The sequence below is a fragment of the Sedimentisphaera cyanobacteriorum genome (genome assembly GCF_001997385.1).
GTDB lineage: Bacteria > Planctomycetota > Phycisphaerae > Sedimentisphaerales > Sedimentisphaeraceae > Sedimentisphaera > Sedimentisphaera cyanobacteriorum.
The window spans coordinates 2806251-2825475 of the sequence record NZ_CP019633.1 but is presented as its reverse complement, the minus strand read 5'-3'; the positions used below and the strand labels follow the sequence as shown (position 1 = coordinate 2825475).

Sequence of the window (19225 nt, the reverse complement as noted above, 5' to 3'; positions counted from 1 at the left end):
CCGAAAGAGGTTGTCAAACTATATATTTTCTCCAGCAAAAGATATCGAAAAATATAACTTGGAGGCTGCGGGAAAACAGCTCAGAACTGTGTCAATAATGTAAAAGGCGGAGGGATACGCTTAGCTAATCCTTGAAATAGGGGCTAGGCCTTCCTCCAAAAAGGTGGAATAGCAATATAAGCTTTTGACTCAGCTATTGCCCATCTTCAAGCAAATTCCACTTACTTGGCGAAGCAAAAAAAGGTTGAATAGAACAGCAGCACAAAATGCATACTGGTATAAAAGAAACTGTTCAGTAAAATAGAAAGCTTGCGATTATCCTATCTCTTTCTGATTTTTATATTGTCGAATTCAGCTTCACTGTCTATAACACGGACGCCTGCAAAGCCGCTTGAATAGTCGCTGTCTTTAACCTCAATCTGCTTTTCATTATTAACGAAAAACTTGATATCTTCACCCTTCGCCATAACTTTCAGGTGATAGTTTTCACCCTGCTTCAGGCTGATCTTTTTTCGAGCGAGCTCTTGCCAGTTTTTTCCGTCCATCCTGCCGAGAATTGCCATATTATTCTGGGGGATTATGCCGGCAAAATAACCTTTCATAGCATCGTAACCCACAGCGGGATGATTAACCCTGAAAATCAGGCCGGCATCTCTTCCGCCTTTCACCACCTTCACTTTTGCGTAATATACAAAATCATCCCAGAGCATATCCCGCATTACAGCCTTCTCTCCGCTTCGGTAGTTGTTGGCTATGCCCCAGCCCGGATTGATCCCGAGAACTAATTTTTCGCTTCGCACTGCGATAAACCGATTGTAGCCGTAGTAAACCCAGTTGTCCCAGCGGCCTGAGCTGAATGAATCTGTAAAATGGCTTGCCAATTCGGGCATTATCTCGCCTGAAGGCTTTCGGAGCACTGTGCCTGGGGGAGTGGGTTTGCCGAAGTCTGGAGAGCCGTCTGGATTCCAGCCGAATTTTTCAATCCGCACATTTCGCTGCCAGCCATGCCTCTTGGAAATCTTTGAATGATACATCATCCAGTCCTCGGTGTCGTCGGGGGATTTTGTAAAGCAGCAGTGTCCTGTTCCGTACACTTCATCAGTACCCTGAAAGACAGGCTTATCTTTCTTCTTCCAGTTGTCCGGATTCATCGGATCCTGCCCTTTTTTGATAGATAGCTGAGCGAGTTTGTATGTTGGCTCCCAAGAACCGCTGCAGGAATATATAACGTAAATCTTATCCTTATTTTTCAGGATTTGTGCGCCCTCGTTCAGGCCTTTTTTCTGCGGGTCATTCGACACCCTCTCCCAAACATAAGTGTCGTTTTCGGCCATCTTCACGCGATTTGTCGCTGCTGTCCACGGGTTTTTCATCTCCGCAATATAAAGAGACTGGATATCATCATCATATCCTTTCCAGCCTGACCATATCAAATACAGCTTTCCGTTCATTTCAAGCGGAGTGGCATCTATAGCCCAGCGGTTGTTTTTCTTTGTTTCTATCTCATCGCCGGTGTAAACAACTCCCATATCCTCATATTCGCCCTGCGGGTCTTGAGTTTTGCTTCTGAGAACTCCGGTTCGATGGTCGATGTTTTTCCCGCTGTCCGCGGCATAATAGATATACCATTTACCCTGCAGGTAATGCAGCTCCGGCGCCCATACTTCGCTTGTGTTCCAGCCGGTGTCCGGTGCCTTCCAGACTACCCTTTTAACCCCTTTGTCTGTAAGCTTGCGGGATTTCCAAATTGCGATTCCCTTATCTCCCTCAGACTGACAGAAATAATAAAACCCATCGGTATGCTTATAAACAAAAGGGTCTGCCCCTTCATAAATCGGATTCACAAAGGTTTTGCGGAAGTCATCTGCGAAGATATTAAATGATATGAATAAAGTAAATGCGAAAACTGCAAACTTGTGTAAGAAATTGTGTTTCATAAAAGTCCTAAATACTTGCTGGTTTATTGTTTTTATTAGTACATTAAAAAGCCCCGTCTGTTCAAATGGCGGGGCTTTATATGTTAGTTTTGTGAAAATTATATACTCTTGAATTTGCCCCTCGCAGAGGCCTTGATGATCCTGTTTTGAGTCCAGTGTTCCCTATACCACGATGATGCCGGGAAGTCGTCGTTGAGCTCAATCATTTTAGCTCTCATCATTTCCCTGAATCTCTGAACTTCATTCTTATGAGCAGGGTCGTTTACAAGATTGTTCTGTTGATAAGGGTCTTTCTTATTGTCGTAGAACACTTCCTTTCTCGGAAGATTGTCTCTTCCTCCGCCCCTGAATACACCGTAAGTGTATTTAGGGCTTCTCATTGCACGCCATTCGTGCCCGTTTTCCCATACTGCGCAGGCACCAGTGTTCATAAGGAATGCAGCTTCCGGTTCTTCGGGGCATTTTTTCCCGAGTGCGGCATTGGCAAGGCTCACACCCTCCACCTCGTCGGGGATCTCGGTTTTGAGCCCGGCAAGGTCGAGAACGGTAGGCATAATGTCAACTGTATTCATACAAACATCAGTATCAACAGGCTTTGTTTGGCATTTCCAGTAAACCAGGAACGGAACGCGTGCAGCCTCTTCGTAGAATATATTCTTCTTCATACGTCCGTGTCCGCCGAACATCTCGCCGTGGTCGCTTGTGAATACAACAATGGTATTTTCAAGCAGCCCCTGATCTTTCAGAGAGCTCATAATCCTGCCGATGTTCCAGTCGAGGTTGGCTGTCATAGCATAATAGCAGCGCATCCAGTTCTGCAGCTTTTCGGGGTTTTGGTCAACATTAGACCAGCCGTCTCCGTATGGGTCTTTCTTCTGAGAATAGTTCTTTGGCGGGTCAAACTCGACATCCTTATACATATCCATATATTCATCCGGAACGTTGTTTGGCCGCCATGGGTCGTGAGGAGTTCCGTAGGATACGGTGAGGTAGAATGGCTTTCTGCTGCCGGACTGCTTTTTGATGTAGTCGATAGCCATATCCGTTTGAGCGTCCGGCTCGAATTTATTATTCTCGTAATGAATCTTTTCCTTGGATTCAGTATGGTAATATGCGGCGCCGCCGTAGTAGTCGTGGTGGAAGTTGTAGGCAGCCCAATAGCCGTCGAAGCCGAGCCTGTGTTTGCCGCGGGGGACAAATGAATTGTCAGGATTGTAATGGTCTCCAAGCTCGTTGGCATACAAGTGCCATTTGCCGATATATCCTGTGTTGTAGCCGGCGTCTGTGGCTGCGTGGCCAATACATCTGTGGTTTGGGTTCATCCGGAGCTCATTTATCACCATACCGGTTGAGGAGGTGTATTTGCCTGTGAAAAGGGAAGCCCTGTAAGCCGAGCAAACCGGCATACTTGAGACAGCCTGACGGTAATTAGCTCCTTCTCTTGCAATTTTATCTATATTTGGGGTATGCGCTTTATCATCGCCGGCATATCCGCAGGAAGCGTATCGCAGCTGGTCTGCGAAAAGAAAAACAATATTCGGCCTGTTCTCCGGCATTGCATATCCGAAGTTAGCAGCAGCTGCTGCTGCAACAGTCGCAGAGGTTCGCTGAAGAAATTTTCTCCTCGATATCTTATTCATCTATATTCCTTTCAGTTTTGACAGATTCTTGTTTAACAAGTAAATACCGCCAGCAATGAAATTTTTACAAATTTTTCATCATAATTTTTTATTGAATGAATCTGTCAATCGTTGAAAGCTAATTTATCTATGAATATGAACTTTTAAAGGAGTTTTTACTCTCTGTTTGAGGTTAGAAATTTCTTCCTCCCACTGCTTCTGGTTTTCAATGCCCTGATTCTGCCAGCCGAAGCCGGTGTAGTAAACTATCGGTTCACTGGTCGGCTCGGTGATTATAAATGCATGGCTCTTGTCCGGCTGGTCAACCCTGATTTCCATAGCTTTTTCAGGCTCAGGTTTTGCAAGCACAGCTCCGGTGCCAAGATAATTGCCGTCTATAATTTCCGAGCATATTATGCTTTTATCGCCAAGTTCAGCTGAGGCCTTTCCGTCGTGGGTGGTAATCCCTACAGCATACTGATGAGAGCCTGCATCCTCGCCTGAGAAGGAGCTTTCAACCTTGGTAAACCAAGAATTCAAATCAATTGTAAACCTTTTAACTTCCTTCAGTTCTTTTCCGTTCCTCTTCCACGATTCATCGTAGGTAAGCTCGAAAATTGTGCGTATCGGCCCGTTTGCAATTCGTTTGTATTCGTCGTAAACGCTTGAATGAACCCTGCTATCGTTTTCCCAGAGCGAGAGCCCGCCGCAGCCGGCTGATGAGCCCACGTGGTAGGGGTCGTACCCTTCGCCGAAATATGAGTGGTATGTTCGTCCGTGCCGGGCGGTGAAATAGCGATTGTTTGTTGTTGGATATTCAACGCCTTTGAGCCAGCAGTCGAAGCCGCTGTTTGCGCCTTCTTTAGCGAGCTTCAGCCCATAAGCCCGAAAACCGATCAGATCATTCTCCCACATATAATCATCTTTCCTCTCAGGGACGTATCTGGAGTAGGTTCTCCGGTTTGGAAGGGTGATTTTGGCGTCTTCAATGATGAAGTATTTTTTGGTTTCACCGGCTTCAAGACTCGCCTGAAAGAGGAATTCATCCATATCCCCGTCGAGGTCATTATCCACGAGCTGAGTTTGAGAGATTTTATAGTTTTCCGCTGAAATAACGCCCGCTTCGCTGAGGTCTATTCCGCTTAATTTATCCGGATCGATAGAAACAGTTCCATAGCTCACATCAACATTGGCATAATTGGAAACCCGAAGCTCTTTAGCATCAGAAAGCTTATCCTCAATTGCAAGCTTATAAACCTCAGAGCCGGCAAGCAGGAATGCGCCAACTCCATAAACTTCAGTCTGCTCTTCGGTGATGTTTCTCGGGTCTGCCCCTATCGGCTGGGTGTATCCGAGCATACCGTCTGAGTGAACATTGCTGGCGAGAGAATTCCAGCCTTTCATTACATGCGGGAGGTACTCTTCTCTCTCGAGAAGTCCGCGGTTAATGCCCCAAGCAAGGGCGTAGATATAGAAGCCTGAGCCGCTGGATTCGGGCTTGCTGTATGTTTCAGGGTCTAGAAGGCTTGAGTGCCAGAGGCCGTCGGGCTGCTGGATTGATGCAATTTTCCCTGCCATACGTTTGTATATTTTCTGGAAATAGCCTATCTGAGGGTGGTCTTTGCCGAGGTATTCCATGGTGCGCACAAGGCCGCCCATTACCCAGCCGTTACCGCGAGACCAGAAAACCTTCTCGCCGTTTTTCTCCCTCTTGTCGAAGTAGCGTGCGTCTCGGTAGTAAAGATTTTCCTTCTCATCAAAGAGCTTTTCGGTGGTATATTTCCACTCCTCAATCATAAAATCTGCGTACTTCTTATCGCCTGTAATATCCGCCATCTTCGCCCACACGGGCGGAGCCATAAACAGCGCATCGCACCAGCTCCATCTCTCCTGAGTTTTCCCGCTGAACGGAACTATTTCAACATCTGAGCGATTCTCGAGGATCCAGTCCAGCCTTTGACGGGTTTTCTCAACCATCTTCTTCTCACGGTATTTCTCGTAAAGCTTGAGATACATCTGGCATACGGTAAAATCATCTGCGTGATACTTTCTCCGGTGAGGAGCCCAGTTGTTATTCTCGCCCATTTTCATCAGGTAGTCGAAATATTTGTCAGCAGCAGCCATTTCCGCCCATTCGGCCATCCCGGCGAAAAGAGCTCCGTGAGTCCAGTCGGCGGTGTGATGGCGGGATGGGTTTTTAATCTGCCAGTCTGCAACGCGTTTCATATAGTTTCGAACGGACCTGGCAGAGGGCTTTTCAGCCGAGAGGTTTCTTTCGTCTCTTAAAACATCAATCTTTACAGCTGCATCATACTTAGTGTAATGTTGATAGTAATGTATCTGCTCCCACATAACGGTCGGCCCGTCTTCGGGGTGATTTCGAATAACGTACGGGCGAACATTTCCGTAAACTGAATCCTCAGTAATCGCTTCAGCCTTCCAGGTCTCGCCCATATCCTTAGTTTGGTAACGGAATATCTCGAGATTTCCATCCGCCGGCTTTGAGAGATATACTGCATTGGGGTTTGAATGGTCGAGAACTATGCCCGGCGAATAATGCGGCTCTCTCTCTTTCTTTCCCTTAGGCGTCTGGGGGAACCACTTTCCTGCATCGCAGATTTTATTGTCAATCCATTTGCTCCCGTCCCAGCGGGCATAATGGTATCTGTGGTCTGTCTCCTTGGGCATACGGGTATAAACAATTACGGGATTCCCTCTGCTGTCCAGAGCTATATCCCAATCCCAGGCTCTGCCGTTTTGTTTATCGGCCTTGTAAACAACGCTCGCCTTCGATTTTTCAATCGGAAGGTTATCCATAGAGCCGATTTCCTCATCCTTGGCGTTGTAGAAATCCCCCGCCCTGTAATACATATAATAAATGCTGTTCTCCGGCCACTGCCTTGGATGGCCGTCGGTAAAAACGAAGTGGATTTCGTCTTTACCGTTTGAGGCTATTTTAGTGTACGGACGGACATTGCGTCCGCTTTCCGGATGGGGGCCGCTTTTGAAGAGCTGCTCGGGGCTGCTCCATGTTTTTACGTTATAAACATCATCATTGTAAGAAACTGTAGGCTCGTAGTTTATGCCCCGCCAGAACATATACACCCTGTTATCCTCCTCTGAGAGCATATAGGGGTTCGGGTATGTTATTCCTCTGTTATCAGGGTGGTTGAAGTTTTTGATCTCCTGCTCAACATCCCAAACGCTAATATCCTCAGGCCTGTGAGTTACCCGCATATACATGGGGCCGCCGCCGTGCTTTGTGTAGAACATGGCAATCTTCCCGGAAGGAGTAATAAGCACTGAGGGGTTGTTGTGGTCGTCTTTCTGAAATTTCGGGTGCAGATTGTAAGTGTCGGTAATTCCGGATTCAATGTTGTATTTGCCGGCAAATATCGAGCCGTCTCCAGACACCCAGCCTGTATAGACATTGCCGTTATAACTTACTCCGCGGGGATCGCCGAACCAGCACCAGCTGCCGCTGCCGCTTACGCTTACATAATCCTGAGAGCTTGCTGCAGCACACAGCCCTGAAAAAATAACAAACAAAAAGATAGTTAGCTGTCTCATTTATTGCACCCTTAAAAAATGTAATTTATTAACTGCCTCGGAAGCATTCCGCTCCCGAGTTTCATCCTCTCTGAAATGCACTGACTTTATGATACAGATTTATACCTGCGGCATAGCAAATCGGCAATTTATCCATATATGAACTTTGTTGTTACATATTGAATATTTTAGCAGGTGATTTTTATTTGTCAAAAGAGAAAAACGCAGAAAAAAAAGCAGCCGCCTGTTAAAGCAGCTGCCTTTGTATCTAACTGTTATTAAGACTCAGCCTTTATGCCGAGGGTTTGGCATGGGCATCTTTGCATCCACCTCTTTTCGCCAGTCAACGAGCATTTTATGGAGCTCTTTAACTTTGCCGGGCATCTTATCAGCGAGGTCATTTTTCTCGCCGATATCTTCTTTTAGATTGAAAAGCTCGAGCTTGCCGCTCTCGAACCATTCGATGAGTTTGTAGTCGCCGCAGCGAACCGCTGAGGAAGGCGAGCCGCCCTGATTTCCGTAATGGGGGTAATGCCAGAAGATAGCTTTGCGGTCGAGCTTTTTCTCCCCCTTGAGAAGAGGCGCAAAGCTAACTCCGTCAACGTGCTGCCGGGGCTGAAGCGGCAGGCCTGCTATATCGAGAAGCGTGGGGTAGAAGTCTGTGCTGGTAACAGGATAATCGCATACGCTTCCGGGCTTTGTAACTCCCGGCCATACCACAAACATCGGCTCTCTGATTCCGCCTTCATACATCCATCCCTTTCCGCATTTGAGCGGGAGATTGCAGGTTGGGCGTCCTTCGGAGGTGGAGAGCCCGCCGTTATCGCTCATAAACACGAAAACGGTATCTTCGTAGAGCCCTTCTTGCTTGAGAGCCTCCACAACCTTGCCCACAGAATTATCCATCGCCTCAATCATGCCTGCATATACTTCGTGTTCCTGAACGCCTCTGACTCTTCTACCGCTCTGTGTAATCCATTCATTGGAAATGCCCATATTCTTCTTCTTTTCTTTGTATTTCTTCTTGAGCACCTGCTTTGTCTGAAGGGGCGTATGGACAGAATACATTGAAAAATAAAGGAGGAAGGGGTTGCCTTTCTGGTCTTTGTGAACGAGCTCTGCTGCCTCTTTTCTCAGCCTTTCAGGGAGGTATTCGCCCTTAGGAGCCGGAAGGTCGTTCACCTTTGTGTATGGAGCGAAATAGCTTCCCGGATTTCCTGAATGGCCTCCGCCGACGTTTACATCAAACCCTTGGTCTTCCGGCCAGAAGCCCTCAGGGCCGAGATGCCATTTACCGAGGAAGTATGTGTTGTAGCCGTTTTCATCAAACGCCTCTGCCATTGTCTTTTCTTCAAGCGGAAGACGCTCTTTGTACTGTGCGGGCAGAAGAGGCTTGTTTCTTGTCCAGTGCCTCTGAACGTTGTATGGCTGGGGAGCGCCGAACCAGTCTGTGGTATTGAGCCTTGCCGGATACTTCCCGGACATAATGCTCGCCCTTGTAGGTGAGCATACCGGGCAGGCGGCATAGGCATCAGTGAATTTCATTCCTCTTTTGCAGAGGGCATCTATGTGAGGTGTCTCGTAATACTCGCTTCCGAAACAGCTCAAGTCTGTCCAGCCGAGGTCGTCTATCAGGAAGAAAACAATATTAGGCTTTTTGGCAGGCTTTGCGAATAAGTGCCCGCTTCCAAGGCCGGCAAGTGAAACCGCTGCAAGGCCTGCAGATTTGAAAAACGTACGTCTTTCCATTGTGTTTATCCTTTATTTGAGCATTATTATTTTTGTTTATAACCCGGATTCAGCTGCGGCATCTCAGCATCAACTTCTTTGAACCAATTTAACAGCTTATTAAACAATCTGTCAGTGATTTCGGGCTTTTTATCTGCAATGTTGTTTTTTTCTCCAATATCTTCTCTGAGATTGAACAATTCCTTCCGGTTGTCTTCATACCACAAGATCAGCTTCCACTTGCCGTCTCGAATTACAGAGGAAGGCCTGCATCCCTGAGGGCTGTAATGCGGGTAGTGCCAGAACAGAGGACCTCGGTCCATTTTTTTGTCTTTCAAAAGCGGCACTAAAGATTTTCCGTCTTTATGCTGGTCGGGTTTCAGGGGCAGCCCGGCCATTTCCAGCATCGTCGGATAAAAATCATTGCTTATCACCGGTTCGCTGCATACACTTCCCTGTTTTGCAACGCCCGGCCATTTGATTATCATCGGTTCACGAATACCGCCTTCATACGTCCAGCCCTTGCCTCCTCGCAGAGGGATATTAGAGGTAGGATGCCATTTAGCTGTGGAAAGTCCTCCATTGTCCGACATAAAGAAGACGATGGTGTTATCCTCAATGTTCAGCTCTTTCAATTTGTTAAGCACTTTACCGCATGCCATATCCATCGCTTCAACCATTCCTGCGTACACAGCATGATCATGCGTTAGACGTACATGACGGTTGTTGTCGCGAACATATTCCGTTTTCAGGCCGAGTTCTTTGCGTTTCTTTTCATACTTCTCCTTCAAATCCTCACGAGCCATCAAGGGCGTATGAACGGAATAGAAAGACAGATATGCCAAAAACGGCTTATCTTTATTATCTTTGATAAATTGGACGGTTTCATCAGCAAGGCGGTTTGGCAGGTGCTCGCCTTCCGGCCCGTCTTCCAGTCTGGGATTGTCGTAAGGCGGGAAATATCCATCCCCTTTAGGAGCTCCAACTTCCCATCCGCCTTTATTGATGTCGAAACCCTGATTTTCCGGCCAGAATTTTTCCTTTGCCCCCAGATGCCATTTGCCGGCAAAAAACGTAGAATAGCCCCCCTGCTTCAAGGCTTCTGCAACTGTTACTTCATCTAAAGGTAGAAATTCCTTAAATGACGCTGTTCGCAGCGGCTTATTAACCGCCCATCTGTAATTCTCTATCGGCACTTCTCCGCCGGGCGCGGCAAACCATTCGGTAGTGTTGAGCCTTGCCGGATATTTTCCTGTCATTATGCTGGCTCTTGTGGGAGAACATACCGGAGCAGCGGCATAGGCATCAGTAAACTTCATCCCCTTTTCACAGAGAGCGTCTATGTTTGGGGTTTCGTAGAAATCGCTTCCAAAACAGTTTAAGTCTGTCCATCCAAGGTCGTCTGCGATTATGAATAGGATATTAGGCTTTTTGGCAGGTTCAGCGAATAATTGTCCGCTGCCAAAACCTGCAAGTGAAACTGCCGCTACGCTGGCAGATTTGAAAAATTCGCGTCTTTTCATTGTGATGCTCCTTACAAAAACATTAATTTTAGCAAAATCTTCGCAATTTAAAACGCACATTTGGATAAAAAAACCGTAAATTCTTGCAAAATAAGCCGTTTATTTGATTTAATTTTAAAAAAAATCAATGGATTTTCAGGCAAATCCATATTTCATTCTGAAACCTCAAAAAAATAATTCTTTCGATAGTTCTAATTATATATCCTGAGAGCACCAAAAAAAATGGCAAATTACGTAAAATAGTTGGTTATATACGACACGCCTTTGCTGTGCTGCTCCATTTTTCTCATTAGGCTGAAAATATTAAGACGTGTGCGACAATTTTTTATTCGAAATTCGCTAAAACCACCACGCCGGTGTTTTTATATTTTGTATTAGCGTAAATTTTAAGTAAAATACAAGTCGTTAATTTTATGCCATTGAATTTATGATAGATATATCAAAACAAATCACCTATTGGAAAGACAGCAGTCTTGAAGATATGGATGCTGCAAAAACTTTAGTTCAACAAAAAAAATAAGGCAGGGTTTGTTTTTTGCTCATTTATCGGTTGAAAAAATACTAAGAGCTCATTACTGCAAACTTTATAATGATATTCCTCCAAGAATTCATAATTTAGTGAGGCTGGTAAATTTATTAGATATAACTGTGCAGAATGAAACGCTTGAGCTTCTATCTGAAATAAATTCTTTTCATAGAAGGAAGATACCCAAATTTTCATTTACCCGCTTACTCAGAGCAGCAGGCAATTAATTATTTAACTAAAATTGAAAGAGTCCTGCAATGCTGGACAGAAGAATTATAGACAGCATAAAAAAGTATCTCAGAGCCCTTTCAGAGGCTGGAATTGAGGCAGACTTTGCAGTTTTGTACGGCTCGCAGGCAAGGGGCGATTCAGGGAAATGGAGCGATATTGATCTTCTGGTTGTTTCGGAAGAATTCGACAATAATCTCACTCGCGAAAAAGTGAACAAATTATGGCATATCGCAGCCTTCACCGACTGCAGAATAGAACCTCTGCCCTGCGGGAGGGAACAATGGGAAATGGACGATTCAAACCTTATAATAGAAATAGCCCGTAACGAAGGAATGAAAGTAGCGGTTTAAATCGTTCAAAACAGAACCAGAGCAGTAAACAGAATCTCGGCAAACTTTTTAATTTCATTTAAATTTGATTAAATTCTAAAATCGGCCGAATAAGTATTGACTTTTCACAATAATATCACTTTAATACCACGGGATTTAAAATGCGTGAAATGTGCGTTTGCGCATTTTTTTTATTATATTAAGCTCGAGATTAAATAAGGAGAATTCTGTGAATCTCATAGGCGAAGGATTTATCTTTATGCTCGTCGGGATGGGGATGGTATTCATCTTCCTTGTCCTGATGATTTTAGTGATGAACGTATCAGCAGGTATAATCAGCCGATTCTTCCCGGAAAAGGCTGCTGAAGAGAGCTCTGCTGGAAGCGGCAGCGAAAAATCGAAACTGGCAGCTGTAATTGCTATAGCAAAGTCAAGGCAATAACTTAAGAAAGGTACAGGAAAGCAATAAAATGGCGAAAAAAAACATTGAAGTTATGATCACGGCATTCCGCGACGGCTTCCAGAGCTGTTACGGAGCGCGAGTATTAACAGAGGATTTCCTGCCGGCAGTCGCCGCTGCAAAAGAGGCAGGAATCACGCACTTTGAGGCAGGCGGGGGAGCACGCTTTCAGTCTCTTTTCTTTTACTGCAACGAAAGTGCTTTTGATATGATGGACAGGTTCCGCGAAACAGCAGGACCTGATGCAAACCTTCAAACTCTCGCTAGAGGGGTAAACGTTGTGGGGCTTGAATCACAGAGCAGGGATGTAATCAATGCCCATGCAAAGCTCTTCAAGAAACACGGGATTACAACAATCAGAAACTTTGATGCTCTGAATGATGTAAACAATCTGACCTATTCCGGCCAGTGCATTCACGACGCGGGGCTCAAGCACGAAGTGGTTGTTAGTATGATGGAACTGCCCCCGGGATGCAGCGGCGCTCATACGCCGGAATTCTACGAGGGAGTTTTGAAGAAGATTCTCGATGCAGGCATTCCGTTTGATTCTGTATGCTTCAAGGATGCATCCGGAACTTCAACGCCTGCAAAGGTGTATGACACGATGAAACTTGCAAGGAAGATGCTTCCCGAGGAGATATCTCTTCGCATGCACACCCACGAAACGGCCGGCAACGGCGTAATGTGCTACAGGGCAGCCCTCGACGGGGGTGCAGATGCTCTGGATCTGTCAATGTCTCCGGTATCCGGCGGAACAGCTCAGACAGATGCCCTTGTAATGTGGCATGCACTTCGCGGAACAGATTACGAGCTCGGCTTTGATGCAGAAAAGGTTCGCGAGGCTGAAAGAGTATTCAAAGACTGCATGAAAGACTACTTCTTCCCGCCTGAGGCAGGCAGGGTTGAGCCGGTTATCCCTTGGTCCCCAATGCCTGGCGGAGCGCTTACGGCAAACACCCAGATGCTTCGTGATAACGGTCTTATGGACAGGTATCCCGAGATCATCGAGGCCATGAGCGAGACAGTTCGCAAAGGCGGCTTCGGAACATCAGTTACGCCGGTATCACAGTTCTACTTCCAGCAGGCATTCAACAATGTAATGTTCGGGCCTTGGGAGAAGATAGCAGACGGCTACGGCAAGATGGTTCTGGGCTACTTCGGGAAAACCCCCTGCGAGCCTGATCCAGAGGTAATCAAGAAGGCCTCAGAGCAGCTCAATCTGGAGCCAACTGAAGAATTGCCCGTTGACATTAACGACCGCGATTCGAGCAAGGGACTTGAGCAGGCGCGCAAAACCTGCGAGGCAGAAGGCATCGAGCCGACAGAAGAAAACGTGTTTATCGTTGCTACATGCAAAGACAAAGGCGTTACCTTCCTAAAGGGCGAGGCAAAGCTGAATATCAGAAAGAATGAGCCCAAAAAAGATGCCGGCGCAGAAGATAAAGACGGAGCAAAGGCATACTGCGTAAACCTCGAGGGCAAGCAGTACAACGTTACTGTGAAAGGCTCTCAGGCAGTGGTAAACGGCAAGACATACAATTTCGACTGCTCAGAAGGCGAGGTTGATCAGGAAAACTTCAAACGCTCCTCGAATGCAACCGCCCAGACGGACAATGTAAATGCGAAGCTTCCGGGCAACGTTGTGAAGATTCTCGTTTCCGAGGGCGACGATGTTGATGAGGGGCAGACCCTTATGATTCTCGAAGCAATGAAGATGGAAACGGAAGTTAAATCCCACGTCGTCGGAACTGTTGAAGAGATTGCTGTATCGGTAGGCGACAGCGTTAAGGCAGACCAGTTACTCGTGAAGATAAGTATGTAAGGGGTGGTCCGTGAATAAATTACTTAACGAAAATAAAAAGACCGGCCTCAGGGCTTTTATATTTGTGATTGCAGCGGGGCTTATCACCGCCGGCTTTGCTTTCGCAGATAACGCCCTTAAACAGGCCGAAGATACGGCTCAGAAAGAAGCTGGGAATGTGCTGAAGGCAGCTGAAGCAGAAAACGAACCAGCAGAGCCGGCGGAAAATCAGCAGTCCGGCGGCTTCGGCGAGAAACTCGGGCTTCTCTGGAAGCAGACAGGGATCTACAGATTCTTCAACCCTGCAACAGATGAAGAAAAGGCTCAGGAAAGAGCGGCCGCAATGGAGAGAAAGTCTCAGGCAGAAAGCGCAGAACAGCAGGGAAGCTTCTGCGGAGAAGGCCTGGGCAGATTCCTTATGATTATCGTTGGGCTGGTTCTTATATTCCTTGCGATAAACAAGGGCTTTGAGCCCCTGCTTCTTCTGCCGATAGGCTTCGGGTGCATACTTGCCAACATTCCCGTTGCGGGGATTGCAGAGCCCGGACTTCCCGGGAATCCGGACGGCTTTCTGTACATAATTTACAGCATGGGCGTTAAGAACGGTCTGTTCCCGCTTATCATCTTTATGGGAGTGGGCGCGATGACTGATTTCGGCCCGCTGATAGCGAATCCGAAAATGGCAATACTCGGCGCAGCAGCTCAGTTCGGCATTTTCTCTACCCTTCTGATGGCGCTTGCGATTACACCTCTTGGCTTCAGCCTCTCGGATGCTTCTGCTATCGGAATTATAGGCGGTGCAGACGGGCCTACTGCGATATTCCTCTCCGGCCGGCTGGCACCTGACCTTCTCGGGGCGATTGCCGTGGCGGCGTATTCATATATGGCGCTTGTGCCGGTGATTCAGCCTCCGATTATGCGGGCTCTTACGAGCAAATCAGAACGTATGATCGAGATGAAGCAGCTAAGACACGTTACAAAGCTTGAGAAGATAGTTTTCCCGATTTTGGTTCTGGCTCTGTGCGTACTGCTTCTGCCTTCGGCGTGCCCGCTGATTGGTGCTCTTATGTTCGGTAATCTGTGCAAGGAATCAGGCGTTGTAAACAGGCTGTCTGATACGATGCAGAATTCTCTTATCAATATTGTAACGATAATGCTCGGTCTCGCTGTAGGCTCAAAGCTTGCATACGACAAATTCCTTACCATCCAGACGGTGGGAATCCTCGTGCTGGGCGTTGTTGCCTTCTGCATCGGAACAGCTTCAGGTCTGCTTATCGCAAGGCTTTACAACAAATTCGCAAAAGACAAAATCAATCCTCTCATCGGTGCTGCGGGCGTTTCTGCTGTACCGATGGCTGCGAGAGTTGCCAACAAGGTTGGTGTGGAAGAGAATCCGCACAACTTCCTGCTTATGCACGCTATGGGGCCAAACGTATCAGGCGTTATCGGCTCGGCTGTAGCAGCGGGTGTGCTTCTGGCTCTCTGCGGCGGATAATCACACTGCTTTGCAGAAAAAATAACGGGCGGCTGTCTTATGGCAGCCGCTTTTTTTATCTCATATTTGCAGAGCTTAAGCATCGGGCGAATTTGCTCTGCAGATAAACTAAAGACTTTAAAATTGTTTTAATTACAGAAATGTATTGCAGATTGAGCGAATGATTTTACCATACAGGTGTTTGGAGAAAAATTTTCCGGCAGAAATCACCCGCCGGCAAACTAAAGCTTCATAATATAGTAGAAAATAATATAATGAATGCAGCACGAAATTTCGTGAGCAATTTTAGATTTAGAAAACGTTTGGAGAATTTATGAGTGAAGAAAAAAACATTCACGTTGACTCAGACTGGAAAGAACAAGTAAAGCAAGAGAAAGAAAAGCTTCAGCAGGAAGAAGAAAATCAAGAGCAGGGCGAGCAGGATCAAAACCAGATGCCTGAAGCGAGCTTCGAGGTGCTTGTAAACCTTTTGGCCACTCAGGCGGCCTACGGACTTGGTCTTGTGCCTGATGAGAAGGGCAATCCTGTAATGAATCTTCCGGTATCAAAGCTGCATATAGACCTTATCAGCGTACTTGAAGAGAAATGCGGAGAGAACCTCAGCGAAGAGGAAAAGAAGCATATCGACGAAACTCTCAGCCAGCTGCGGATGTCTTATGTTTATATGACAAACGCTCAGCAGCAGGGACAAGGCGAACAGGGCGAGGGCGAAAGCAATATTCAAACTGAATAGCCCGCAAGGTTCAAACTGAGAAAATAAAAGGCAGGGAACTGAAAACCCTGCCTTTTTTGATTTCGCTTATTTCGTGTGCTGATGAACGCAGAACTAATAGCTTATATCAGCGGGTACTCTCTCGGCCACGATGTTTTGCATATATTTCTCTGCCTCAGCTTTTATATCGCTGTAATAATGGCTTGCGGCATTTGCTGTATCATCAACATCTGAACACTGCCATTTGCCTGTAAGCTTAATCTCTTGGTCTATAGTGTACAGAGACGGGATTTCTTCGAGCCCGCCTGCACCTTCGTTATTTGCGATTCTGATGCTTACCTTATTCCATTTAGCTGAAAGCAGAGCACCTTCGGGCACGGAATAAACCCTTCTGATGTCCCAAGCCTGCTGTCCTCGTCCGATGCTGCCCACCTTCAGCCCGTTGATGTAAGTATCATCGACATCATCAATTTTTCCTGCGAAAATCCAAACCTTCCTGCCCTGCCAGTCTGCCGGCACTTTAACATAGGTTGTTATCCAGAGCGCCTCTCCTGAGGGCACATCGATATTTGTTATGTTTTTCAGGGTTTTCCGCGGCGGCTTGGCCGGCTTTTCCGGAGCTGGCAGATTAGGCCATTTCTGCCAGTCTTTTCCGTCCCAAGCATATTCTCCCGGGCGCGCACCATCAGCAGAATCTTCCATTTCAAGCTCTCTGAAATCCTCGAATCTGTGGAAAGTGAGATAATTTGCATTATGCTGATTGTCCGCTCCGCTGTAGGCATCCTCGAAGGCCGTCCTTGAAACAGCAAGAATATCCTCATCCTCAATCAGCCAGTCTATATACTGGAAACCGTGCTTTTTATCGTCTTTGTGATACAGCAGAACGCACCTCATCTGCCAATCTCTTAAATTTTCAGACTTTAGCAGAGCAGCTGCATTTCGCACCCTCTCATTGTTCTTTGATTTATGGGTGTTGGCAGGAAGGACAGCATTTGAAATGGTCCAGTAGCTGTCGGTTTCTCTGTCGTAGCGGATGGTGAATTTCTTCCCGCCTCCCGGCATATTTATAAATCCGCTTTCGGGGTTGAAGGTGAGTTTTCTGCCGTTCCAGCCGCATTCGGTTATTGCGGCCCTGCCGAGCCTGCGGTCGTCGGTATCCACGCGGAGGATGTTGTAGATTTCGTTATCCGGCCCGGCTACTGCATTGCCTTCCAGCCAGCCGTGAAAATTTCCCCCAAGCCAGTCCTTATCAGCTCCGATACGATTGCTCACTCTCCAATTTGAGGCATCGAGCAGGTCAGAGCCGTTTGGAGCCGAGAGCATAAACGCCCTGAAATGGTCGCCCCAGCCGCCGATTCCCATAGCGTCCTCAAAACCGCGCCAGATCCGGCCGTGAGAATATATTATAGGCACAGGGGCAGTATGATACTTGCCGCCGGTGAGGATCAGGCCGGATTTTTCGTCTTCGGGAGTAGTCCAGCTTTCGCCTCCGTCATCTGAACGGAGGATAACTGCATCCCCGTGAGGCCGGCTTGTGCCCATCATATAGAGCGAGCCGCTGTGGAGAAAGATATTCGCCCAATAGCAAGGCGCCTCTGATATCTTCTGCCATGTTTTGCCCTGATTTTCTGAGCGAAAAACCAGAGTATTCGGGTTCGCCTTCGGGCCGAAATTATCGCATTTAGCCACATAATCGCCGTTTTCAAGGACAGCTATCCCTGGCGAGCCTACATAAACGCCGGACTCGGCCTTCTTATGGTGCACTGCTGTGCCGGGAACTGCCAAGACTGCTGCGGATACAGCAGAGTATATCAATAACAATGCTGTTTTTTTCATTTTTTAACCTTTCTGTGAATTAGCCTCACTACCATCCCATAGGTAGCTGATTTTTTGTTAAATTTCTTCAAAAATAAGGTTCATAAGCTATACTCCTGTGAAAAAAATAAAACACAGAAGATAGCCTATGAAAACAACTAAACATAATTTTACCGTATTAAACCAAATTTGCAACCTGATTCCGTCGTTTTTGGTAACAAAATTAGCCAAAAAACACGGAATTGACAAGCAGGCTCGTTCATTTTCACCATGGTCGCATATTGTATCGATGCTGCATCTGCATCTTGCTCATAGTCTTTCACTTAATGATGTTGCCGATACTTTGCGAAATCACTGTGGGGTATTGACAACCATTCGTAAAGCCTCGCCGCCAAGCAGAAACGGACTTTCTCATGCTAATAGAACTCGCGACCCTGCCATGGCAGAAGATTTATTCTGGCAAGTGCTGTCCCATATCAAAAGCAAGTTTCCAAGTTTCGGATACGGTCATAGATATTCTGGACTGCCAAGACGATTCAAAAGAGCCATTTTCGCAGTTGATTCTACCACCATTCAACTGGTGGCTAATTGTATTGACTGGGCAAAGCATAGAAGGCGTAAGGCAGCGGCTAAGTGTCATATGCAATTGAATTTGCAGACCTTCCTTCCTAATTTTGCCATAGTAAAAGAGGCTTCAACACACGATTCAACCGAAGCCTACAATCTATGCTCCAACCTTAAAGATGGCGAGATTGCCGTCTTTGACAAGGCTTATGTGGATTTTGAGCACCTCTATGAGCTTGATAATAGAGGCGTTTTCTGGGTTACAAGAGCCAAAGAGAATATGAGATATAATGTAATCTGCAATAACACGTCGTCTAAGGGCAATATCATCGCAGATTATATAATTGAGCTTGAAACGCCCAAGAGCAAAGAAGCGTACCCGCAGCAATTGCGCCTTGTCGTAGCCGATGTAGAGATAGACGGTAAGATAAGAACGATGTCTTTTATAACCAACAATACCGTTTGGGCGCCAAGCAGTATCTGTGATTTATATAAATCTCGCTGGGGTATCGAGGTGTTTTTTAAGCAAATCAAGCAGACATTGCAGTTATCAGACTTTCTCGGTCATAGTCAAAACGCCATTTTATGGCAGGTATGGATGGCGCTATTGGCTTATATTCTGATACGGTTTATAAGTTATATCGGAGAATGGAAAGGTAGTTTTAGCCGTTTGTTCACATTACTTCGGGGCGTATTATTCAGCCGACTTGATGCATTTAGCGTAATGGAAGCCTGTGGGACAGCACGCGGCTCACCCCGTATGATAAGCAGCCCGCAAAGGGCTTATTTGCCCGGTTTTGAGCCTTGATAATGATTTACACAGGACGATGTAAAGAGAACAAACGGCAGAAAATAGCTACAAAAGCGGCAAACAGAAACATAGCCAAAAAAGTTGCAAACTGGGGGTAAGAAAAAACTCAACAAAAACCCCATTTT

13 protein-coding genes are annotated in these 19225 nt (G+C 46.5%); 7 read left to right on the top strand and 6 right to left on the bottom strand.

Annotated elements, in window-relative coordinates; genetic code table 11:
* Positions 1-320: 320 nt before the first annotated feature.
* The 5 genes from L21SP3_RS11225 to L21SP3_RS11205 form a co-directional block, all read right to left on the bottom strand.
* On the bottom strand, positions 321-1937 hold the full coding sequence (locus L21SP3_RS11225) for a family 43 glycosylhydrolase (protein ID WP_077541563.1): 1617 nt from the start codon (positions 1935-1937) through the stop codon (positions 321-323).
* Positions 1938-2035: 98 nt separating this feature from the next.
* Positions 2036-3577, bottom strand: a complete 1542-nt coding sequence (locus L21SP3_RS11220) for a sulfatase family protein (RefSeq protein WP_077541561.1) — start codon at positions 3575-3577, stop codon at positions 2036-2038.
* A 123-nt stretch (positions 3578-3700) separates the two neighbouring features.
* Positions 3701-7126 carry a glycoside hydrolase family 88 protein gene (locus L21SP3_RS11215; RefSeq protein WP_077541559.1) on the bottom strand — a complete coding sequence of 1142 codons (3426 nt, stop codon included), beginning with the start codon at positions 7124-7126 and terminating at the stop codon, positions 3701-3703.
* Positions 7127-7390: 264 nt separating this feature from the next.
* Positions 7391-8854, bottom strand: coding sequence for a sulfatase (locus tag L21SP3_RS11210; RefSeq protein WP_077541557.1), 1464 nt, complete (start codon positions 8852-8854; stop codon positions 7391-7393).
* A 26-nt stretch (positions 8855-8880) separates the two neighbouring features.
* Complete coding sequence (locus tag L21SP3_RS11205) at positions 8881-10356, bottom strand: sulfatase (protein ID WP_077541555.1); 1476 nt, start codon at positions 10354-10356, stop codon at positions 8881-8883.
* A 516-nt stretch (positions 10357-10872) separates the two neighbouring features.
* On the opposite strand from L21SP3_RS11205, the gene L21SP3_RS12400 reads away from it, so the two are divergent.
* The 6 genes from L21SP3_RS12400 (at position 10873) to L21SP3_RS11175 (ending at position 15931) form a co-directional block, all read left to right on the top strand.
* Positions 10873-11109 (top strand): HEPN domain-containing protein, encoded by a 237-nt coding sequence (locus L21SP3_RS12400; protein WP_077541553.1) that lies wholly within the window; start codon positions 10873-10875, stop codon positions 11107-11109.
* Positions 11110-11139: 30 nt separating this feature from the next.
* Positions 11140-11463 carry a nucleotidyltransferase domain-containing protein gene (locus L21SP3_RS11195; protein WP_077541551.1) on the top strand — a complete coding sequence of 108 codons (324 nt, stop codon included), beginning with the start codon at positions 11140-11142 and terminating at the stop codon, positions 11461-11463.
* A gap of 208 nt (positions 11464-11671) precedes the next feature.
* On the top strand, positions 11672-11884 hold the full coding sequence (locus tag L21SP3_RS11190) for an OadG family protein (protein ID WP_227806772.1): 213 nt from the start codon (positions 11672-11674) through the stop codon (positions 11882-11884).
* A 28-nt stretch (positions 11885-11912) separates the two neighbouring features.
* A complete protein-coding gene (locus tag L21SP3_RS11185; RefSeq protein ID WP_077541549.1) occupies positions 11913-13724 on the top strand; it encodes a biotin/lipoyl-containing protein in 1812 nt (603 codons plus the stop codon).
* 322 nt (positions 13725-14046) lie between these two features.
* Positions 14047-15198 (top strand): sodium ion-translocating decarboxylase subunit beta, encoded by a 1152-nt coding sequence (locus L21SP3_RS11180; protein ID WP_077541949.1) that lies wholly within the window; start codon positions 14047-14049, stop codon positions 15196-15198.
* A gap of 313 nt (positions 15199-15511) precedes the next feature.
* Positions 15512-15931 (top strand): DUF1844 domain-containing protein, encoded by a 420-nt coding sequence (locus L21SP3_RS11175; protein WP_077541547.1) that lies wholly within the window; start codon positions 15512-15514, stop codon positions 15929-15931.
* Between the two features lie 93 nt (positions 15932-16024).
* Here L21SP3_RS11175 and L21SP3_RS12065 read toward each other — a convergent pair whose 3' ends face one another.
* Positions 16025-17746, bottom strand: a complete 1722-nt coding sequence (locus tag L21SP3_RS12065) for a sialidase family protein (protein WP_193791085.1) — start codon at positions 17744-17746, stop codon at positions 16025-16027.
* Between the two features lie 127 nt (positions 17747-17873).
* Between L21SP3_RS12065 and L21SP3_RS11165 the strand changes: the two genes are divergently transcribed.
* Positions 17874-19097: an IS4 family transposase gene (locus tag L21SP3_RS11165; RefSeq protein ID WP_077541545.1), complete on the top strand. Its 1224-nt coding sequence runs from the start codon at positions 17874-17876 to the stop codon at positions 19095-19097.
* The last annotated feature ends 128 nt before the right edge of the window (positions 19098-19225 follow it).